At 71.0% G+C, this 17,192-nt stretch carries 14 protein-coding genes; 5 read left to right on the top strand and 9 right to left on the bottom strand.

The window, feature by feature from the left end; genetic code table 11:
• Positions 1-41 precede the first annotated feature (41 nt).
• The 3 genes from K4B79_RS44060 to K4B79_RS44050 are packed head-to-tail and all read right to left on the bottom strand — an operon-like array spanning position 42 to position 3,407.
• A complete protein-coding gene (locus K4B79_RS44060; protein WP_232033085.1) occupies positions 42-791 on the bottom strand; it encodes a succinate dehydrogenase/fumarate reductase iron-sulfur subunit in 750 nt (249 codons plus the stop codon).
• A complete protein-coding gene (locus K4B79_RS44055) occupies positions 788-2,737 on the bottom strand; it encodes a fumarate reductase/succinate dehydrogenase flavoprotein subunit (protein ID WP_232033084.1) in 1,950 nt (649 codons plus the stop codon). The genes K4B79_RS44060 and K4B79_RS44055 overlap by 4 nt, the downstream gene beginning before the upstream one ends.
• A gap of 1 nt (position 2,738) precedes the next feature.
• Complete coding sequence (locus K4B79_RS44050) at positions 2,739-3,407, bottom strand: succinate dehydrogenase (RefSeq protein ID WP_232033123.1); 669 nt, start codon at positions 3,405-3,407, stop codon at positions 2,739-2,741.
• Between the two features lie 131 nt (positions 3,408-3,538).
• Here K4B79_RS44050 and K4B79_RS44045 point away from each other — a divergent pair, with 131 nt between their 5' ends.
• The gene (locus tag K4B79_RS44045) at positions 3,539-4,426 is read left to right on the top strand and encodes a LysR family transcriptional regulator (protein ID WP_232033083.1); all 888 of its coding nucleotides are present in this window, start codon (positions 3,539-3,541) and stop codon (positions 4,424-4,426) included.
• A 99-nt stretch (positions 4,427-4,525) separates the two neighbouring features.
• Here the strand turns inward: K4B79_RS44045 and K4B79_RS44040 are convergent, their stop codons facing one another.
• The 3 genes from K4B79_RS44040 to K4B79_RS44030 all read right to left on the bottom strand — a co-directional run bounded on the left by K4B79_RS44040 (position 4,526) and on the right by K4B79_RS44030 (position 8,790).
• Entirely contained in the window at positions 4,526-6,670 is a 2,145-nt protein-coding gene (locus K4B79_RS44040) for a putative bifunctional diguanylate cyclase/phosphodiesterase (protein WP_232033082.1), read from the bottom strand.
• Positions 6,667-7,479, bottom strand: a complete 813-nt coding sequence (locus K4B79_RS44035) for an SAM-dependent methyltransferase (protein ID WP_232033081.1) — start codon at positions 7,477-7,479, stop codon at positions 6,667-6,669. The genes K4B79_RS44040 and K4B79_RS44035 overlap by 4 nt, the downstream gene beginning before the upstream one ends.
• Positions 7,480-7,800: 321 nt before the next feature.
• Positions 7,801-8,790 carry an SCO0930 family lipoprotein gene (locus K4B79_RS44030; RefSeq protein WP_232033080.1) on the bottom strand — a complete coding sequence of 330 codons (990 nt, stop codon included), beginning with the start codon at positions 8,788-8,790 and terminating at the stop codon, positions 7,801-7,803.
• Positions 8,791-9,174: 384 nt separating this feature from the next.
• On the opposite strand from K4B79_RS44030, the gene K4B79_RS44025 reads away from it, so the two are divergent.
• From K4B79_RS44025 to K4B79_RS44015, 3 genes are all read left to right on the top strand, one after another.
• On the top strand, positions 9,175-9,609 hold the full coding sequence (locus K4B79_RS44025; RefSeq protein WP_232033079.1) for a hypothetical protein: 435 nt from the start codon (positions 9,175-9,177) through the stop codon (positions 9,607-9,609).
• 114 nt (positions 9,610-9,723) lie between these two features.
• The gene (locus K4B79_RS44020; RefSeq protein WP_232033078.1) at positions 9,724-10,488 is read left to right on the top strand and encodes a bestrophin-like domain; all 765 of its coding nucleotides are present in this window, start codon (positions 9,724-9,726) and stop codon (positions 10,486-10,488) included.
• A 257-nt stretch (positions 10,489-10,745) separates the two neighbouring features.
• Positions 10,746-11,261: a hypothetical protein gene (locus K4B79_RS44015; RefSeq protein WP_232033077.1), complete on the top strand. Its 516-nt coding sequence runs from the start codon at positions 10,746-10,748 to the stop codon at positions 11,259-11,261.
• Between the two features lie 105 nt (positions 11,262-11,366).
• Here the strand turns inward: K4B79_RS44015 and K4B79_RS44010 are convergent, their stop codons facing one another.
• Entirely contained in the window at positions 11,367-11,861 is a 495-nt protein-coding gene (locus tag K4B79_RS44010) for a hypothetical protein (protein WP_232033076.1), read from the bottom strand.
• Between the two features lie 333 nt (positions 11,862-12,194).
• On the opposite strand from K4B79_RS44010, the gene K4B79_RS44005 reads away from it, so the two are divergent.
• Positions 12,195-12,866, top strand: coding sequence for a class F sortase (locus K4B79_RS44005; RefSeq protein WP_232033075.1), 672 nt, complete (start codon positions 12,195-12,197; stop codon positions 12,864-12,866).
• A gap of 35 nt (positions 12,867-12,901) precedes the next feature.
• On the opposite strand, the gene K4B79_RS44000 is transcribed toward K4B79_RS44005, so the two are convergent.
• The gene (locus K4B79_RS44000) at positions 12,902-13,789 is read right to left on the bottom strand and encodes a polysaccharide deacetylase family protein (protein WP_232033074.1); all 888 of its coding nucleotides are present in this window, start codon (positions 13,787-13,789) and stop codon (positions 12,902-12,904) included.
• Between the two features lie 89 nt (positions 13,790-13,878).
• On the bottom strand, positions 13,879-17,154 hold the full coding sequence (lysX, locus tag K4B79_RS43995) for a bifunctional lysylphosphatidylglycerol synthetase/lysine--tRNA ligase LysX (protein ID WP_232033073.1): 3,276 nt from the start codon (positions 17,152-17,154) through the stop codon (positions 13,879-13,881).
• Between the last annotated feature and the right edge of the window lie 38 nt (positions 17,155-17,192).

Here is a 17,192-nt window from a genome sequence, read left to right as displayed (position 1 = left end):
CGAACGTCTGTGGGGAATCAGGGCCGCTCGGCGGCCTGCGGCTAGCGCTTGGCGGCCTTTCGGGTCGCCCGCAGCCACTCCTTGTTCATGCCGGTGATGGACACCAGCGGGATGCCCTTGGGGCAGGCGGTGGCGCACTCGCCGGTGAGGGTGCAGCCGCCGAAGCCCTCCTCGTCCATCTGGGCCACCATGTCCAGGACCCGGGTCTCGCGCTCGGGCGCGCCCTGGGGCAGCACGTTGAGGTGGTTGACCTTGGCCGAGGTGAACAGCATCGCCGCGCCGTTGGGGCAGGCGGCCACGCAGGCCCCGCATCCGATGCACTCGGCGTGCTCGAAGGCGAAGTCGGCGTCCGGCTTGGGCACCGGCGTGGCGTGGGCCTCGGGGGCGGCTCCCGTGGGCGCGGTGATGTAGCCGCCGGCCTGGATGATCCGGTCGAACGCCGACCGGTCCACCACCAGGTCCTTGATCACCGGGAAGGCGGAGGCCCGCCACGGCTCGATGTCGATCGTGTCGCCGTCCTGGAAGGACCGCATGTGCAGCTGGCAGGTGGTGGTGCGTTCGGGGCCGTGCGCGTCGCCGTTGATGACGAGCGAACACGCGCCGCAGATGCCCTCGCGGCAGTCGTGGTCGAAGGCGACGGGGTCCTCACCGCACAGGATGAGTTCTTCATTGAGGGTGTCCAGCATCTCCAGGAAGGACATGTCGGAGGAGATCCCGTCCACCTCGTACGTGGACATGGCACCGTCGGCGTCGGCGTTCTTCTGCCGCCAGACGCGCAGGGTGAGCTTCATGCGTAGCTCCGCTGAGTGGGGTGGACGTACTCGAAGACCAGGTCTTCCTTGTGCAGGACGGGGGCCTCGCCGGTGCCGGTGAACTCCCAGGCGGCCGCGTAGGCGAACTCCTCGTCGCGGCGGGCCGCTTCACCGTCGGGGGTCTGCGACTCCTCGCGGAAGTGACCGCCGCAGGACTCCTCGCGGTGCAGCGCGTCGAGGCACATCAGCTCGGCGAGTTCGAGGTAGTCGACGACGCGGTTGGCCTTCTCCAGCGACTGGTTGAACTCCTCGCCGGTGCCCGGCACCTTGATCCGCCGCCAGAACTCCTCGCGGATCTGCGGGATGCGCTCCAGCGCCTTGCGCAGCCCGGCGTCGCTGCGGGCCATGCCGCAGAACTCCCACATGAGTTCGCCGAGTTCACGGTGGAAGGAGTCGGGGGTGCGGTCGCCGTCGACGGTGAGCAGCAGGTTCAGCCGGTCCTCGGTCTCGGCCAGCACCTCCTGGACGACGGGGTGTTCGGCGGTGACCGACTCGTGGTGCGGGTTGCGGGCGAGGTAGTCGTTGATGGTGGCCGGCAGCACGAAGTAGCCGTCGGCCAGGCCCTGCATCAGGGCGCTCGCGCCCAGGCGGTTGGCGCCGTGGTCGGAGAAGTTGGCCTCGCCGATCGCGAACAGGCCCGGGACGGTGGTCTGCAGGTCGTAGTCGACCCACAGGCCGCCCATCGTGTAGTGCACGGCCGGGTAGATGCGCATCGGCACCTCGTAGGGATCCTCGTCGGTGATCCGCTGGTACATGTCGAAGAGGTTGCCGTACTTGGCCTCGACGGCCCCCCGGCCCATCCTCTTGATCGCGTCGGCGAAGTCGAGGTAGACGCCCTGTCCGCCGGGGCCGACCCCGCGCCCCTCGTCGCAGACGTTCTTCGCGGCCCGGGAGGCGATGTCGCGCGGCACCAGGTTGCCGAAGGAGGGGTAGATGCGCTCCAGGTAGTAGTCGCGCTCGTCCTCGGGGATCTGGTTCGCCGGCCGAGTGTCGCCCTTGGCCTTCGGCACCCAGATCCGGCCGTCGTTGCGCAGCGACTCGCTCATCAGCGTCAGCTTGGACTGGTGGTCGCCGGTGCGCGGGATGCAGGTGGGGTGGATCTGGGTGAAGCAGGGGTTGGCGAAGTGGGCGCCGCGCCGGTGGGCCCGCCAGATCGCGGTGGCGTTGGAGTTCATGGCGTTCGTCGACAGGTAGAAGACGTTGCCGTAGCCGCCGGAGGCCAGGACGACGGCGTCCGCGAAGTAGGTGTCGACGCGGCCGGTGACCAGATCCCGCGCGACGATCCCGCGCGCCCGTCCGTCGACGACGATCAGGTCGAGCATCTCGGTGCGCGGGTGCAGCTCGATGTTCCCGGCGGCGATCTGCCGGCTGAGGGCCTGGTAGGCGCCGAGCAGCAGTTGCTGGCCCGTCTGGCCGCGGGCGTAGAAGGTCCGCGAGACCTGGACGCCGCCGAAGGAGCGGGTGTCGAGCAGCCCGCCGTACTCCCGGGCGAAGGGCACGCCCTGGGCCACGCACTGGTCGATGATCTCCACCGAGATCTGCGCCAGGCGGTGGACGTTGGACTCGCGGGCCCTGAAGTCGCCGCCCTTGACGGTGTCGTAGAACAGCCGGTGGACGGAGTCGCCGTCGTTGCGGTAGTTCTTCGCCGCGTTGATGCCGCCCTGGGCGGCGATGGAGTGGGCGCGGCGCGGGGAGTCCTGGTAGCAGAACTGGACGACGTGGTAGCCCTGTTCGGCGAGGGTGGCGCCGGCCGAGCCGCCCGCGAGGCCGGTGCCGACCACGATGACGGTGTGTTTGCGCCGGTTGGCGGGGTTGACGAGCTTGGCCTCGAAGCGGCGGGTGTCCCAGCGCTCGTGGACGGGGCCGGCCGGGGCTTTGGTGTCGGCGACCGGCTCGCCGGTCGTGTAGTCGGCGTAGGTACTCATGTCAGCTCACCAATCCGGTCATGACGCCCACGGGTACGGCGATGAACCCGGCCGTGAGCAGCAGCGCGAGGGCGTTGGCGACGGCCTTCAGGGCGCGGTCGCGGGCGCGGCTGCCGACGCCGAGGGTCTGGGCGGCGCTCCAGAAGCCGTGCCGGACGTGCAGGCCGAGCGCGAGCATCGCGACGATGTAGATGACGTTGCCGTACCAGGTGGAGAAGGTGTCCACGACGTTCTGGTAGGGGTGGCCCGACTGGAAGCCGGGGTGCACGGTGCCGGTGGTCAGGTCCAGGATGTGCCAGACGATGAACAGGCCGAGGATGATGCCGCCCCAGCGCATGGTGCGCGTGGCGTAGGAGGCCCGGGGCTTCTTGTGGACGTACTTGCTGGGCCGCGCCCTGATGTCGCGGCGGCTGAGCTGGTAGGCGGAGACGGCGTGCGCGACGACGGCGACGACCAGCACGATCCGCACCAGCCACAGCGTCCACTCGTAGTGCATGAACGGCTCGCCGACGGTGCGCAGCCAGTGCGCGTAGTGGTTGAACTCGCCCGCCCCGAAGAAGATCTTCAGGTTTCCGATCATGTGGACGACCAGGTACAGCAGCATGATCAGACCGCTGACCGCCATCACGGTCTTCTTGCCGACGGAGGAGTCCCACACGGTGCGCGCCATCGACGGCCGTCGGTCCGTCCGTGTTGCCAGAGCCATGTCACAGCACGCTACGGGCCGGTGTCCCGATCGGTCCAAGACATGGTCCAGCTCGTTTCCATAGCCAGTGGCTATCAAGGAGCTATCGTGGGTGGATGCAGTTCCAGCAGCTCCAGTACTTCGTGGCGGTCGCCGAGACCCGGCACTTCACCCGGGCCGCGGAGCTCGTGCACGTGGCCCAGCCGTCCCTGTCCCAGCAGATCAAGGCGCTGGAGCGGGAGTTGGGCGCGGATCTGTTCCTGCGGGCGCGCGGCAACATCTCGCTCACCGACGCCGGAGAGGCCCTGCTCCCTCTCGCCCGGCGCATCCTGGCCGACGCGGACACCGCACGGCACGAGGTGCTGGAGCTGGTGCAGCTGCGCAGCGGCCGGATCCGGCTGGGCGCGACACCGAGCCTGTGCACGGGTCTGCTGCCGGACGTGCTGCGTGCCTTCCACGACCGCTATCCCGGCATCAGGCTGCTGATCGAGGAGGGCGGCTCCCACGACCTGGTACGGGAGCTGGCCCGCGGCGCCCTCGACCTGGCCCTGGTCGTCCTCCCGCTGCCCACGCCCTCCCCCGCTCTGACCACGGTGGAGCTGCTGCGCGAGGACCTCGTCGTCGTCTCCTCCCCGGAGGCACCCGCGCCGGGCGGTCCCGGCCGCCGCACCGTCCGCGTCGCCGACCTGGAGGGCGCACGCCTGGTGATGTTCCGGCACGGCTACGACCTGCGCGAACTGACCGTCGCCGCGTGTCGCTCCGCTGGGTTCGAGCCGGATTTCGCGGTGGAGGGCGGGGAGATGGACGCGGTGTTGGGGTTTGTCCGGGCGGGGCTGGGTATTGCGGTGGTGCCCCGGATGGTGGCCGCGCGGTCCGGGCACGGGTTGCGGGTGACGCCTCTGGCCCGGCCCGGCCTGCACCGGACCATCGCTCTCGCCCACCGCAGCGATGTGGCTCCGCCGCGGGCCGCGCGGGAGCTTCAGCGGATGCTGTTGGAGCGGTGAGCCAGGCCGTAGCGGTGGGGTGCCTTCCGTCCGTCGAGGGGCGCGGGTCTGCTGTGGTTGCTCGCGCAGTTCCCCGCGCCCCTGTAGGGGCGCTGTCCCTCAGCCCGTTGCGTCCACCAGGGCCAACTCGTGCAGCCGGTCCGGCGGGCCCGGGCGGGCGTAGTACCAGCCCTGGGCCGTGTCGCAGCCCAGTATCCGCAACTGCTCGGCCTGGGCGCCGGTTTCGACGCCCTCGACCGTCACCGCGAGGTCAAGGCTGTGGGCCAGCGACACGATCCCTTCGACGATCTTGAGGTCGACGGGGTCGGCCGGGAACTGCTGCATGCTCTGGGTGAAGGAGCGGTCCAGCTTGAGGATGCTCACCGGCAGGCGGCGCAGGTTGGCGAGGTTGGAGTAGCCGGTGCCGAAGTCGTCCAGGGCGATGTCGACACCCATCTCGGCCAGCTGCCGCAGCGGCTTGAGCAGGTCGTCGTCCGCGCCGATCAGCGCCGACTCGGTGACCTCCAGGCAGAGCGCGTCGGGATCGACGCCCGTGCGCTCCAGGATGTCGACGGTGTCCTGGACCAGACCGGGATGAGTGAGCTGGCAGGGCGAGAGATTGACGTTGATGCGGAGCGGGCCGGCCGCCGTACCGTCGCCGTATCGTTCCCGCCACGCGCGGGCCTGGCGCACCGACTGCTCCAGGACCCAGCGGCCCAACGGCACGATCAGTCCGGTGTGTTCGGCGAGCGGGATGAACCGGTCGGGGCCGAGCACGCCGTGCTGCGGGTGCAGCCAGCGCACCAGGGCCTCGGCGCCGCGCACGCTGCCGTCGCCGAGGTGGACCAGCGGCTGGTACTCGATGAAGAACTCGCCCCGGTCCAGGGCGGTCGGCAGCGCGGTGGTCAGGCCGTGCCGGGTGATGGCACGGGCGTCGGCCTCCGGGTCGGCGAGCTCGAAGCGGTTGCCGCCGGCCGACTTGGCCCGGTACATGGTGATGTCGGCGCTGCGCAGCACCTCCGCCGGGCTGCGCTCACCCGCCGGGCCCTCGACGATGCCGATGCTGCCGCGCACGGTCAGTTCACGGCCGTCGACGCTGATGGGGGCGACCATCGCGTTCATGATACGGGCGGCGAGCTCGTCGACCTCCCGCTCGGTGTCGGTCCCGGTGGTCAGCGCCACGAACTCGTCGCCGCCGAGCCGGGCGACCATCTCGCCGGGCGCGGTCGTGCAGGACTGGAGCCGGTCGGCGACCTCCACCAGCAGCCGGTCGCCGGCCGCGTGGCCGAGGCTGTCGTTGATGGTCTTGAAACCGTCCAGGTCGAGGTAGCACAGGCCGAACCGCTGCCCCTGGCCGGCGCCCAGGGCCTTCTCCAGGCGTTCGAAGAAGAAGGTGCGGTTGGGCAGGCCGGTGAGCGCGTCGTGGGTGGCCTCGTAGCGCAGCCGGAGGTTGAGCAGGCGGCGCTCGGTGGTGTCCTCCATCAGGGCGAGCTGGTACTGCGGGTTGCCGTCGGGGTCGCGCAGCAGGGAGACCGTCAGGTTGGTCCACAGGACCGTTCCGTCGGGCCGGTTGAAGGCCTTCTCCACGTGGTAGTGCTCACGCTCGCCGCGGATCAGCTCGTCGTAGAGCCTCCAGGTCTGCGGCGCGTCCTCGGGGTGGGTCCAGTCCTGGACCTTGCGGGCCTGCATGCTCTGCTCGGAGAGGCCGAACATGCGCAGCAGCGCGCCGTTGACCTGCAGTATGTTGCCTTCGAGGTCGGCGATGCCAATGCCTATGGCGGCGCCCTCGAAGACCGCGCGGAAGCGGGCCTCGGTGGCGTGCAGCGCCTGGGCGACCACGCCCTGCGCCCTCAGGGCGGCCTGCGCGATGGCCTCCTGTTCGGCCAGGGTCCGTTCGCGCAGGGCCTGCGCGAACCCGGCGGCCATGGCGTGCTGGATCCGGGCGGCGCGGGCCCGCAGGTCCTCGGTGGGACCGTCCTCGCCGCAGTAGAGCACCAGGTAGGCGTCGACGCAGTCCAGGGTCCGGGACAGCGCGTCCGGGTCGGTGCAGTGCGCGTCGACCAGGGCGGCGCCCACCGCCTTCGCCTCGTCCGCGTCGAACGTCCTGGCCCGCAGCGCCTGGCTCAACCGCCGGGCGAGCGGCAGCAGTTGCTCCTCGAACTCGGGCCGGGTCGCGGACGTCGAGGTCACCGGGAACACCGCCCGGCTCCAGATCGTCGCGAACCGCCGCAGTCTGTCCTCCGGCCCGTCCGGTTCCGCGCTCACGCCGTACGCCCCACGCCGGCGAATCCGGAGAAGGCGTAGGGATCCTCGTCCTCCGGCGGGGTCTCCGGCCGCCAGTGCGGCATCGGCACCAGTCCGGGTTCCACCATGTCGTACCCCTCGAAGAACCGCGCGATCTCCTCGCGCGAGCGCATGATCAGCGGATTGCGAATGTCCTTGTATACGGCGACCGTGCCCTCCGCCCGCTCCGCCGACAGCGGGATTCCCTCGTACGAGGCATGCGTGAGGATGAGCCGACTGCCGGGCGCGAACGCGTCGCGCAGTTCGGCCACCGCCCCGTACGGGTCGTCCGTGTCTTCCACGAAGTGCAGTATGGCAACGAGAAGCAGGGCGACCGGCCGGTTCAGATCGATCAGGGACTGTACGGCCGGGCTGGAGAGGATCTCCTTCGGCTTGCGGAGATCCGCGGCGACCACCCCGGTGTCCGCGTTGCCCGCGAGGACCGCCTCGCTGTGGGCGACGGCGACGGGATCGTGGTCGACGTAGACGACACGGGCGCCGGGGCGGACCCGCTGGGCCACCTCGTGGACGTTGCCGAAGGTCGGGATGCCGGAGCCGATGTCGAGGAATTGATCAATTCCCTCGTCCGCGGCATGGCGCACCGCGCGGCGCATGAACGCCCGGTTCGCCTGCATGATCTTGGGAAGTCCCGGCATGAAGTCCATGGCCTTGCGGGCCGCCTGTCGGTCGACCTCGAAATTGTGCGAACCGCCCAGGTAGTAGTCGTAGATTCGCGCGACGCTCGGCACCGAGATGTCGATGCTTCGTGGGGCCCAGGCGGGACGCTCCATCTATCTCTCCAGGCGTAGGCGATCCGGTGTTCGAGCTGAGGCTACTGATCGCCCGCCAAAGGAGCGAGCGGAAACGGAAATTGACCATCCGTTCCCGGTCACTGCCTGCGGCACGTGCCGTGTTGATGCCCCGCAACATCTTCCATGAAGCCTCTGTCTTTTCTCTACGAGAAATCCCCGGGTAATTTCGGGGTGTTCCGAATGTTCCGGACAGAAGCCAGGAGTCGGAGAGTTGTGGTGAACGACGGCAAACCGGTCCGCCCCCTCCGTGCGGCGCGGAGGGGGCGGACCGGTGGTCCGGATGTGTCGTGCCTGCTGGTCCTACTGGGCCGGCGCGCCGACCGGCTTTCCGTCGGGCGCGATGGCGAACCAGGTGCCGCCGACGCCCTGACCGTTGGTGTCACCGGGCTTCTTGTCGTTGGCGAAGGTGTAGATCGGCACACAGTCGATGGTCTGCTGCTTGATGCCGTCGGGGCGGTCGAAGACCACGTAGCCCTGCCCCCTGGGACCGGATCCCTTCAGATCGATGCCCTTGGTGTCCTCGGCGTCGACCGGGGCGATGACCGGCCACTTCTGCAGGCACTCGCCGAGGCACGCCGTCTTCATCGGCCAGGGCGAGTCCTTCATGAAGCGGTAGACCGTGTGGCCGTTCTTGTCGACGACGATCTCGCCGAGCTTGGGGTCGTTCCGGGTCGACAGGCCGGGCAGGTCGGTGCCGGAGCCCGCGGCGGAGGCCTTGGCCTTCTTGCCGTCGGGGGCCAGCGCGTACCACTTGCCGCCCACGCCCTGGCCGGCCACGTCCCCGGCCTTGGTGTCCTTGGCGTAGCGGTAGGCCGGCCAGCCGCCGATGGTCAGCTGCTTGGTGCCGTCGGCGCGGGTGACCTCGCCGAGCTGTGCCTTGTCGATGCCCTCGCCGGCCGCGACGTCGTCCGCGAGGACCGGCGGCCAGGCGGTCGCGCAGTCGCCGTCGCAGTTCGACTTCGGCGGCTCGGCGGTGTCCTCGTCGAAGCGGTAGAGGGTCAGGCCCTTGCTGTCCGTCAGGACACTGCCGAGTTCCTCGTTGGTGGACACGTTCAGTTGGCCGGCGCCGGCCGCCTGGGGCCCGGTGGTGCTGCTGGACTGCGCCTCGCCACCCGCACCGGCACCGGTTCCGATCCCGGTGCCGCCGATGCCGTAGTCACCCGCGGCGGCCGTGGCCCCCACGTTCTGACTGCCCGTCGACGGTGCGCTTTCCTGGCCGCACGCTGTCGTCAGCGCCATCATCGCCGCGGCGCCAATCACGAGTGAGGCGCTCCGCCAGGAGGTCTTCATCGTCAACTCCCCATAATTCCAAGGCTGTTGCAGCGCCCTTCTGTGCCGCCGCACGACCATGGGTACGCATGGGAGGCCGGTTCGCGTTCAACCGTCCCGCATATTTCTTTTCGGACCCTGTGGCTCACCCGCTTCTCCTCGCACACGCGTACGCCCTGCTGGGCACGGACAGCCGCCGGTCAAACCTCCGACGGCGCCTTTCCCCCTTTCGGACCAATCCGGTCCCGCTCGGGCGTAGGACGGCACACCAGGCCCCAGGATCTTCGTCGTGCACAGACCCGAACCGACCCGATCCGCCCCCGCCATAAGGGTGTTGGCCCTGGCGACGCTGGCATGGCTGCTGGTGGGGCCGTCGGCCGGAGTGGCCGCCGCCGACGCCTCCACGTGCGTCCACATCTCGGCAGGCCCGCAAGGAGCGGAGGTGGTGGTGGCCGCCGGCACCCTCACCTGGCCGACTCCGCCGCTCTGTCCGCCACCGCCACCCCCTCCCCCGCCCTGCCCAACCCCCACGCCGACACCGACTCCCCCACCCACGCCCAGCCCCACCCCGACGCCCACCCCACCGCCCGAACCCACGCCGCCCGAGCCGCGCCCCACGCCCACGCCCGAACCCCCACCACCGGCGCCCCGCCCGGAACCGCCCCGCCCGCAGCCGACGCCCACGCCGACTCCGCCGCCCGCCCCGGCTCCGGCTCCCGTCCGGCCGCCCGCTCCCCCGCCGAAACCGACACCGACACCGACACCGTCGGCCGAGCCCACCCCACGTCCCACCCCCAGCCCGGTCAGCTATCCGCGCTACCGGACGGCGAAGTCCCCTGAACGGCCGTCCAACGGGACCACGTCACCCGTCGTCTACGTCCTGCTCATCACCGCTCCCGCGGTGATCGCCGTCGCCGCGCTGCGGCCCCGCTAGCGCCGATCCTGGAGGCACTCTTGCCGGAATGGCTTGTTCTCACCCTCGCGATGGTGGCCGCGTGCGCCGTGGTGGTGATCATCACCATCGTGCGGCACCGTACGGCGCCCGAGGACGAGGATCCGAACGAGACGCCGGACGTCATCGAGTACATGACGATGTGGATCGGCGTGGTGTACGCCATCGTCCTGGGCCTGGCCATCGCCGGTGTCTGGGAGGCCCGCAGCACCGCCCAGGACCACGTCCAGACGGAGGCCCAGGCCCTGCACGAGATCTCGGAGCGGGTCCGGGTCTATCCGCCCGAGGTCCGCGACCGCATTCGCGACGATGTCAACGTCTATGTCGGACACGTCGTCACCACCGAGTGGAAGGCGATGGCCGACCACAAGCAGGTCACCGAACGCGGCGGCGAACTCCTGGAGAAGATCCGCGTCGACGTCACCGACTACGAGCCGACGACGGACTTCCAGGCCCAGGCCTACCAGCCCCTGCTGGACCAGGTGGCCACCGCCGACCAGGCACGCAACGCCCGGGCGGAGTCGACCGGGGCGACCATGCCGGGCGTGGTGTGGTTCGGGCTGATCGGCGGCGGCGCGGTGACCGTCGGCATGATCTTCGCCCTCCAGATCCGCCGTACGGTGCGCGAGCTGGTCCTCGCGGGGCTGTTCTCCGCGCTGATCGCCTTCCTGCTCTTCCTGATCTGGGCCTTCGACACCCCCTACAGCCACAGCATCGCCGCGTCCGCCGAGCCGTTCCTGAACCTCTTCCCGGACGCCAAGGGCTGACGACCCCTCATCGCACCCTCACCACACCCGCGCCGGCCCGCCCCCAGCACACCGGCCGCCGGGGGACGGCCGACACTCCGCCACCGTCCCCCGGCCGCGGGAGCGTGGATCCCCTGAGCGGCGCACACGCTTGCCCCATTCGCGCGACTGCGATCGCGCGGACGCACACATGTTCCTAGCGTTTCGGTCATCGAGGTGCATTTCAGGCGCGAGCGGAAGAGGTCCGCAGCTGCTCCTCGGGGACCGGAGGAACCACCATGCGCGCGATACGCGTCGCTTCGGCCGCACTGCTGGGCGCCTGCGCCCTGGCCTTCACCGCCCCCGCCGCCCACGCGAGCGGCGAGAGCTCGGGCTTCCGGGTCGGCGTCCTGCCCCAGACCATCGCGGCGGGCGGGCAGGTGACCCTGCGTGCCACGGGATGCGACCAGGACGTGTTGGTCTCCTCCGGTGTCTTCGACGACGTGACCATCCGCAAGGGCCAGTCGTCGGCGACGGCGGTGGTCGACTGGGACGCCAAACCGGGCGCCCTGTACGAGGTGACGTTCCACTGCGGGACGTTCTGGCAGAACGCCGACCTCACCATCGCCGGCGGCCGCCCGGTCCCCACCCCGATGCCGGTTCCCCCCTACAACAGGGGTGTGCACGCCGGTGAGGGCGGCAGCTTCGCCGGCTTCGACCTCAAGGAGATCGGCCTCGGAGCGGCGCTCATCGCCGGGTCGGTCGGCGCGGCGTACCACTTCTCGCGCCGCCGCACCGGCGCGGACGACGCCTGAGCGCACAGGCCGTCGCCCCGGATTCCCTGATGGGGTCCGGGGCGACGGCCTGTCTCACGTGCGCTCGGCTGCCTCCGCGAGCGGATCGGGATCGTCGAGGGGTGGTCAGATCCTCTTCTCGGACCGGCGGCGCATCCAGAACACCCCACCGCCGATGACGGCCGCGGCGACGAGTCCGCCGCCGATGGCCATGTCGGTCGGCGTCGCCCCGGTGGAGCTGCTGCCGCCGATACCGCCTCGGACACCGCCGATGACGGTGAAGGCGTTGGTGAACGTCTTGGCCTTGCCCTCACAGTTCGTGGTGACGCTGTACGCGCCGGGGCCGGCGTTCGCGTTGACCGTGGCCGTCGCCGTGGAGGTGTTGCCGCTGCCGCCCTGCGACACGAGCGGAGTGGTCGGGAAGGCGTTCGAGCTGACCGTGCTGCCCGCCAGGGTGCAGGCGGAACCGGTGACGGTGATCTGGAGTTGGCCCCCGCGCGCGATCACGCTCGGCAGAACACTGACGCTGGTCGGCTGATCCCACGCGGCGGCCGTCGGCGCGGTGAACCCGAGAAGGGCCACCGCGGCGCCCGTGGCCGCCAGGGCACGATGAGTACGCATGTTGTTCCTCCGCGGGAGACGCCCCGGGAACGGTCCCCGGTGGATCGGCGAGAAAGCGCCTCCCGGAAAAACCCTCAGATGCCCTGCACAGGCCCGCATTTCGGCAATGGGCCGTCCTGGTGAGACGACACGCCGAACGACAACCACACAATCGGATATCACCGCAGGTCACGGACCGTCAGAAAATTCCTGTCGGCGGCAACTCGGATGGCGCACCGGGCGCGGCAGGGGCCACCCGTTCGCGTCCGTCCCGTCGCCGGTTGCACGTGCGGGACTTAGCGTTCTCGTATGCGCGAATGACGTGGCGACGGCCGCGTCGAGAGGGGAAGTCGAATGACTGCGTCCGAACTGGCCGACCTGGCCGAAGAGGAGGAGCCGCGGAAGAAGCGCGCTCCTTGGGGCGTGATAGCGCTTGTTCTGCTGACCGGCCTCGCGCTCATTCGGAACGGCTCGGGCGAGTTCGACGTGGGGCCCCCGCAGCCCGCGTCCGCGGCCGCCGCCGAGAGCCGTGCCACGCCCGGCACCTTCCTGAACAGTCCCGCTCCCCTGCCGTACGCGGTGCCCGACCGGGTCAGGATCCCGGCGATCCGGGTGGACGCGCCGGTCATGGCGGTCGGCCTGGACGCGGACGGCTGGGTCGGCGCACCGCCGCCGGAGGACCCGAACCTGGCCGGCTGGTTCACCGGTGCGGTCTCGCCCGGCGAGAAGGGCACCGCCGTGGTGGTCGGCCATGTCGACAACAGCCGCGGACCTGCCGTGTTCTACGCACTCGGGGCCCTGAAGAAGGGGCATCGCGTCGAGGTCGCCCGTAAGGACGGAAAGACGGCCGTGTTCGAGATCTACGGTATCGAGGTCTTCGCGAAGAACAATTTCCCCGGCGACCGCGTCTACGGTTCGAAAGGCGCCCCCGAATTGCGGGTCATCACCTGCGGAGGCGGTTTCTCCAAACAGAACGGCTACGACGGGAATGTCGTCGCTTTCGCCCGTCTGGTCGAGGTTCGCTGAGCGTTCCCCGACCGGACCGGCGTCGTGTTCTCCGGTTATGCGTGATGCCGTCTCGGGACGGTGACGTGGTAGCCGGAATCCAGCAGATGCGGCAGATAGTCGCGCAGCGCCCGGACGCTCTGGGTGCGGTCGCCCCCGGCGTCGTGCGAGAGGACCACGACACCGGGGGCGGCGCCGTGCTCGACCCGGCCGACGATGGTGCGGGTGCCGGGGGTGGTCCAGTCGAGGGTGTCGACCGTCCAGGCCAGGGGTTCCATGCCGAGGTCGGCGCCGAGCTGGAAGGCGGCGCGGTTCCAGGCGCCGTAGGGCGCGCGGAACCACTGGGGGCGTTCGCCGTACGCCTCCTCGATGACCTCGCAGGTGCGTTCCATCTCGGAGCGGATCCGGCCGCGGCTCAGGCGGGTCAGCAGCGGGTGGGACCAGGTGTGGTTGCCGACCACGTGCCCCTCGTCGGCCATGCGGGCCAGCAGGTCCGGGTGGTCGGCGGCCATCTCCCCGCAGACGAAGAACATCGCGCGGACGTCGTACTCCGCGAGGGTGTCCAGGATGTCCGGGGTGTAGCGGGGGTCGGGGCCGTCGTCGAAGGTCAGCACCATGGAGCGGCCCCGGCCCGACATGCGCAGGAAGGGCTCGTGCCGGACGACGGTCCGGGCCGGGGCGGTCCGGGGCGGTCCGTATCCGGTCAGGGGCTGGAGGCGGTAGGCGGAGGGCTTGACCGCGCGGTGCGCCGGGGGCCCGGCGGCGGGGGCGGGGGCGGCCGGTTCGGCGCCCTGGCCCAGCGACAGCAGACCTGCCGTACCGGCCGCGCCGACGGCTGCGGTGCCGGCCCCCGCGAGCAGCACCCGGCGCCGCGTGAACACCGCCGCGGACGGCAGCCGTGGGAGCGACGACGGCAGCCGTGAGAGCAACTGATCCTTCTTCATGACTCATCAGTCGCCCATCACTCCCCCGACGCACCACAGCGACACCGGGGCGGCGGCACGATTCCACCCGTCCGGCCCATGACGAGGCGTCAGCGGCGTCGCACCAGGGGGAACGGCAGGGTCTCACGGATCGTCAGGCCGGTGAGGAACATGACCAGCCGGTCGACGCCGATGCCGAGTCCTCCGGTGGGCGGCATGGCGTATTCGAGGGCGTCGAGGAAGTCCTCGTCCAGTTCCATCGCCTCGGGGTCGCCCCCGGCGGCGAGCAGGGACTGCGCGGTGAGGCGGCGGCGCTGTTCGACGGGGTCGGTGAGCTCGGAGTAGGCGGTGCCGAGTTCGGTGCCGAAGGCGACCAGGTCCCAGCGCTCGGCGAGCCGTGGGTCGAGACGGTGCTGGCGGGTGAGCGGGGAGACATCGGTCGGGAAGTCCTTGTAGAAGGTGGGCAGTTGGGTGCGCTCCTCGACGAGCCGCTCGTACATCTCGAGGACGACGTCGCCGCGGCCGTCGTCGGTCGTGTACGGCACGCCGGCGCGGTCGCACAGCCGGAGCAGCCGCTCCAGGGGCGTGTCCGCGTCGATCTCCTCCCCCAGTGCCTCGGAGATCGCGCCGTGGACCGTCTTGACCGGCCAGGGCCCGGAGATGTCGTACTCGGTGCCGTCCCTGCGGGCGACGGGCGAGCCGAGGGCGGCGGTCGCGGCGCCCTGGATCAGTTCGCGGGTGAGGTCGAGCATCACGTCGTAGTCGGCGTACGCCTGGTAGGCCTCCAGCATCGTGAACTCGGGGTTGTGCTTGTGGGAGACGCCCTCGTTGCGGAAGGTGCGGCCCATCTCGAAGACCTTCTCCAGACCGCCGACGCACAGCCGCTTGAGATACAGCTCGGGGGCGATGCGCAGGTAGAGGTCGAGGTCGTAGGCGTTGATGTGGGTGGTGAAGGGGCGGGCGTTGGCGCCGCCGTGGATCTGCTGGAGCATCGGGGTCTCGACCTCCAGGTAGCCGCGCTCCAGCAGGCCTTGGCGCAGGGCCTGTACGGCGGTGGAGCGGGCGCGGACCACGTCGCGGGCGTCGGGGCTCGCGACCAGGTCGACGTAGCGCATGCGGACCTTGGCCTCGGGGTCGGTCAGGCCCCGGCGTTTGTCGGGCAGCGGGCGCAGGCACTTGCCGGTGAGCTGCCAGGAGGTGACGAAGACGGTGGGCTCGCCCTTGTCGCTTGTGTCCGCGAGGCCGGTGGCCGTGATGTGGTCGCCGATGTCGGTGTCGGCGGTGAAGCGGTCGAGGGCGGGGCCCGACCGGTCGCGGGTGAGGGCGAGTTGGTGGTCCCCGGACCAGTCGCGCAACGTCACGAAGACGATGCCGCCGAAGTCGCGCACCCGCATGATCCGGCCCGCGACGGTGACCTGCTCGCCCGCGCGGACCTCGGCGAGGGCGTGGGTGCGGTGCGGGACGGCGACCGGGTAGGGATCGGTGCCGTCGGCGCGCAGGCGGTCCAGGGTGCGGTGCCGGACGCGGACCTGCTCGGGCAGGTCCGCGTCCGGCCGTGCGGCCCCGGCCTCGTCCCCTCCGTCGAGGCCGAGCGCCGAGAGCGACGGCAGGCCTTCGGTGGTGGCCGGCCGGTGCCCGCCCTTCGGGTGCCCCTTTCCCCAGAGTTTGCGCAACGACGGTACGGAGACGAAGCCTTCGGCGATCGCGGAGGCGAGGCCGATGCGGGCGAGGGCGCCGGCGTCGCCGTAGCAGAGGAAGCGCGGGTACCACTCGGGGCGGTACTTGGCGTTGGAGCGGTACAGGGCCTCCAGTTGCCACCACCGGGAGAAGAACAGCAGCAGGCGGCGCCAGAGTCTGAGGACCGGTCCGGCGCCGATGCGGGCGCCTTCCTCGAAGGCGGAGCGGAACACGGCGAAGTTGAGCGAGATCCGGCGGATGCCCGCCTTGGGTGCCGCCGCGCACAGTTCGGCGACCATGAACTCCATGACGCCGTTGGGGGCGCCGCGGTCACGGCGCATCAGGTCCAGGGAGACGCCGTCGCGGCCCCAGGGGACGAAGGAGAGCAGGGCGAGGAGGCGGCCGTCCTCGCTCACCGCCTCCACCAGCAGGCAGTCGCCGTCGGCCGGGTCGCCGAGGCGGTCCAGGGCCATGGAGAAGCCGCGTTCGGTCTCCGTGTCGCGCCAGGCGTCGGCCCGGTCGATCGCCTCCTCCATCTCGGCGTCGGTGAGGGTGGAGTGACGGCGGATCCGGCAGGTCGCCCCGGTGCGGCGGACCCGGCGGACGGCCTGCCGGGTGACGCGCATGTCGCGGCCGTCGAGGTCGAAGTCGGCGACCTGCACGATGGCCTCGTCGCCGAGTTGCAGAGCTCCGAGTCCGGCGCGGGCGAAGGCCTTGGCGCCGTCCTCGGAGGCGCCCATCGCGGCGGGCGCCCAGCCGTGCCGACGGGCCATCTCCAGCCAGGCGGCGATGGCGTGCGGCCAGGCCTCCCGGTCGCCCACGGGATCGCCGCCGGCCAGGCACACCCCGGCCTCGACCCGGTAGGCGACGGCCGCCTTGCCGCTGGGCGAGAACACCACGGCCTTGTCGCGGCGGGTGGCGAAGTAGCCGAGGGAGTCCTGATCGCCGTAGCGCCGCAGGAGGGCGCGGATACGGTCCTCCTCGTCGCCATGCAGGGCCGCTTCCAGGCGCTGGGAGCGGAACAGGGTCGCGGCGGCGTTCAGCAGGGCGAGCGCGCCGAACAGACCGAGGAGGAAGAACAGGGCGCGGGACGGGCGGCCGTCGAAGGCGCCGCCCGAGATCAGGCCGCCGCACACCCGGTCGGCGGCCCAGGCCAGTCGCTGGCCGCGCGGCAGGGTGCCCGGGAAGAGCTCCACGAGCCCCCAGCCGGCCAGGATCCCAGCCACCAGCCCGGCGAACAGGACGGCCAGGGCCCGGCGTACGGCGGCCCGGCGCGAGGCGGCGTAGAACTCTCGGCGGGCCACGACCAGCAGGGCCAGGGCGAGGGCGCACACCACGAGCGAGGGGATCGAGTCGGCGTACAGGCCCACGGCGACGCCGAGGGCGTCGGCCAGCACGAGCAGGCCCAGGTAGACCACGACCAGCCACCAGGCGATCTTCTTGCGGGCGGCGGTCGCGCCGGCGAGCAGGAACAGGAAGACGGCGTAGGCGAGGTTGGCGCTGACGGGTACCAGGATCTGGTCGAGGAGGCGGACGGCCGGGCGGAGCAGGGTGCGCAGAGGCGGGACGAGGGCGAGCAGTACGCACAGCAGGCCGAGGGCGCCGAAGAAGGCCGCGAAGCCCTCCGGCACCCTGCTGAGGAAGGCGTGTCCGGGTGGCCTCGTCGGGCCCGTGTCCTTCGCCGGCGCGGCCTGCACGGTGGCACTCATGTTCCGACTGTAGGAACACCCCGGCGGCCCCGCCCGTC

The sequence above is a fragment of the Streptomyces lincolnensis genome (genome assembly GCF_021173675.1).
GTDB classification, from domain to species: Bacteria; Actinomycetota; Actinomycetes; order Streptomycetales; family Streptomycetaceae; genus Streptomyces; species Streptomyces lincolnensis_B.
Note: the sequence above shows the minus strand (reverse complement) of the source record. Positions and strands in the feature narration are given on the sequence as shown.

Coding starts and splice junctions, on each gene's coding strand:
- K4B79_RS44005 (WP_232033075.1), top strand. CDS start 12,195: ATGACTGCGTCCGAACTGGCCGACCTGGCCGAAGAGGAGGAGCCGCGG.
- K4B79_RS44055 (WP_232033084.1), bottom strand. CDS start 2,737: ATGAGTACCTACGCCGACTACACGACCGGCGAGCCGGTCGCCGACACC.
- K4B79_RS44000 (WP_232033074.1), bottom strand. CDS start 13,789: ATGAAGAAGGATCAGTTGCTCTCACGGCTGCCGTCGTCGCTCCCACGG.
- lysX (WP_232033073.1), bottom strand. CDS start 17,154: ATGAGTGCCACCGTGCAGGCCGCGCCGGCGAAGGACACGGGCCCGACG.
- K4B79_RS44045 (WP_232033083.1), top strand. CDS start 3,539: ATGCAGTTCCAGCAGCTCCAGTACTTCGTGGCGGTCGCCGAGACCCGG.
- K4B79_RS44010 (WP_232033076.1), bottom strand. CDS start 11,861: ATGCGTACTCATCGTGCCCTGGCGGCCACGGGCGCCGCGGTGGCCCTT.
- K4B79_RS44050 (WP_232033123.1), bottom strand. CDS start 3,407: ATGGCGCGCACCGTGTGGGACTCCTCCGTCGGCAAGAAGACCGTGATG.
- K4B79_RS44030 (WP_232033080.1), bottom strand. CDS start 8,790: ATGAAGACCTCCTGGCGGAGCGCCTCACTCGTGATTGGCGCCGCGGCG.
- K4B79_RS44035 (WP_232033081.1), bottom strand. CDS start 7,479: ATGGAGCGTCCCGCCTGGGCCCCACGAAGCATCGACATCTCGGTGCCG.
- K4B79_RS44015 (WP_232033077.1), top strand. CDS start 10,746: ATGCGCGCGATACGCGTCGCTTCGGCCGCACTGCTGGGCGCCTGCGCC.
- K4B79_RS44060 (WP_232033085.1), bottom strand. CDS start 791: ATGAAGCTCACCCTGCGCGTCTGGCGGCAGAAGAACGCCGACGCCGAC.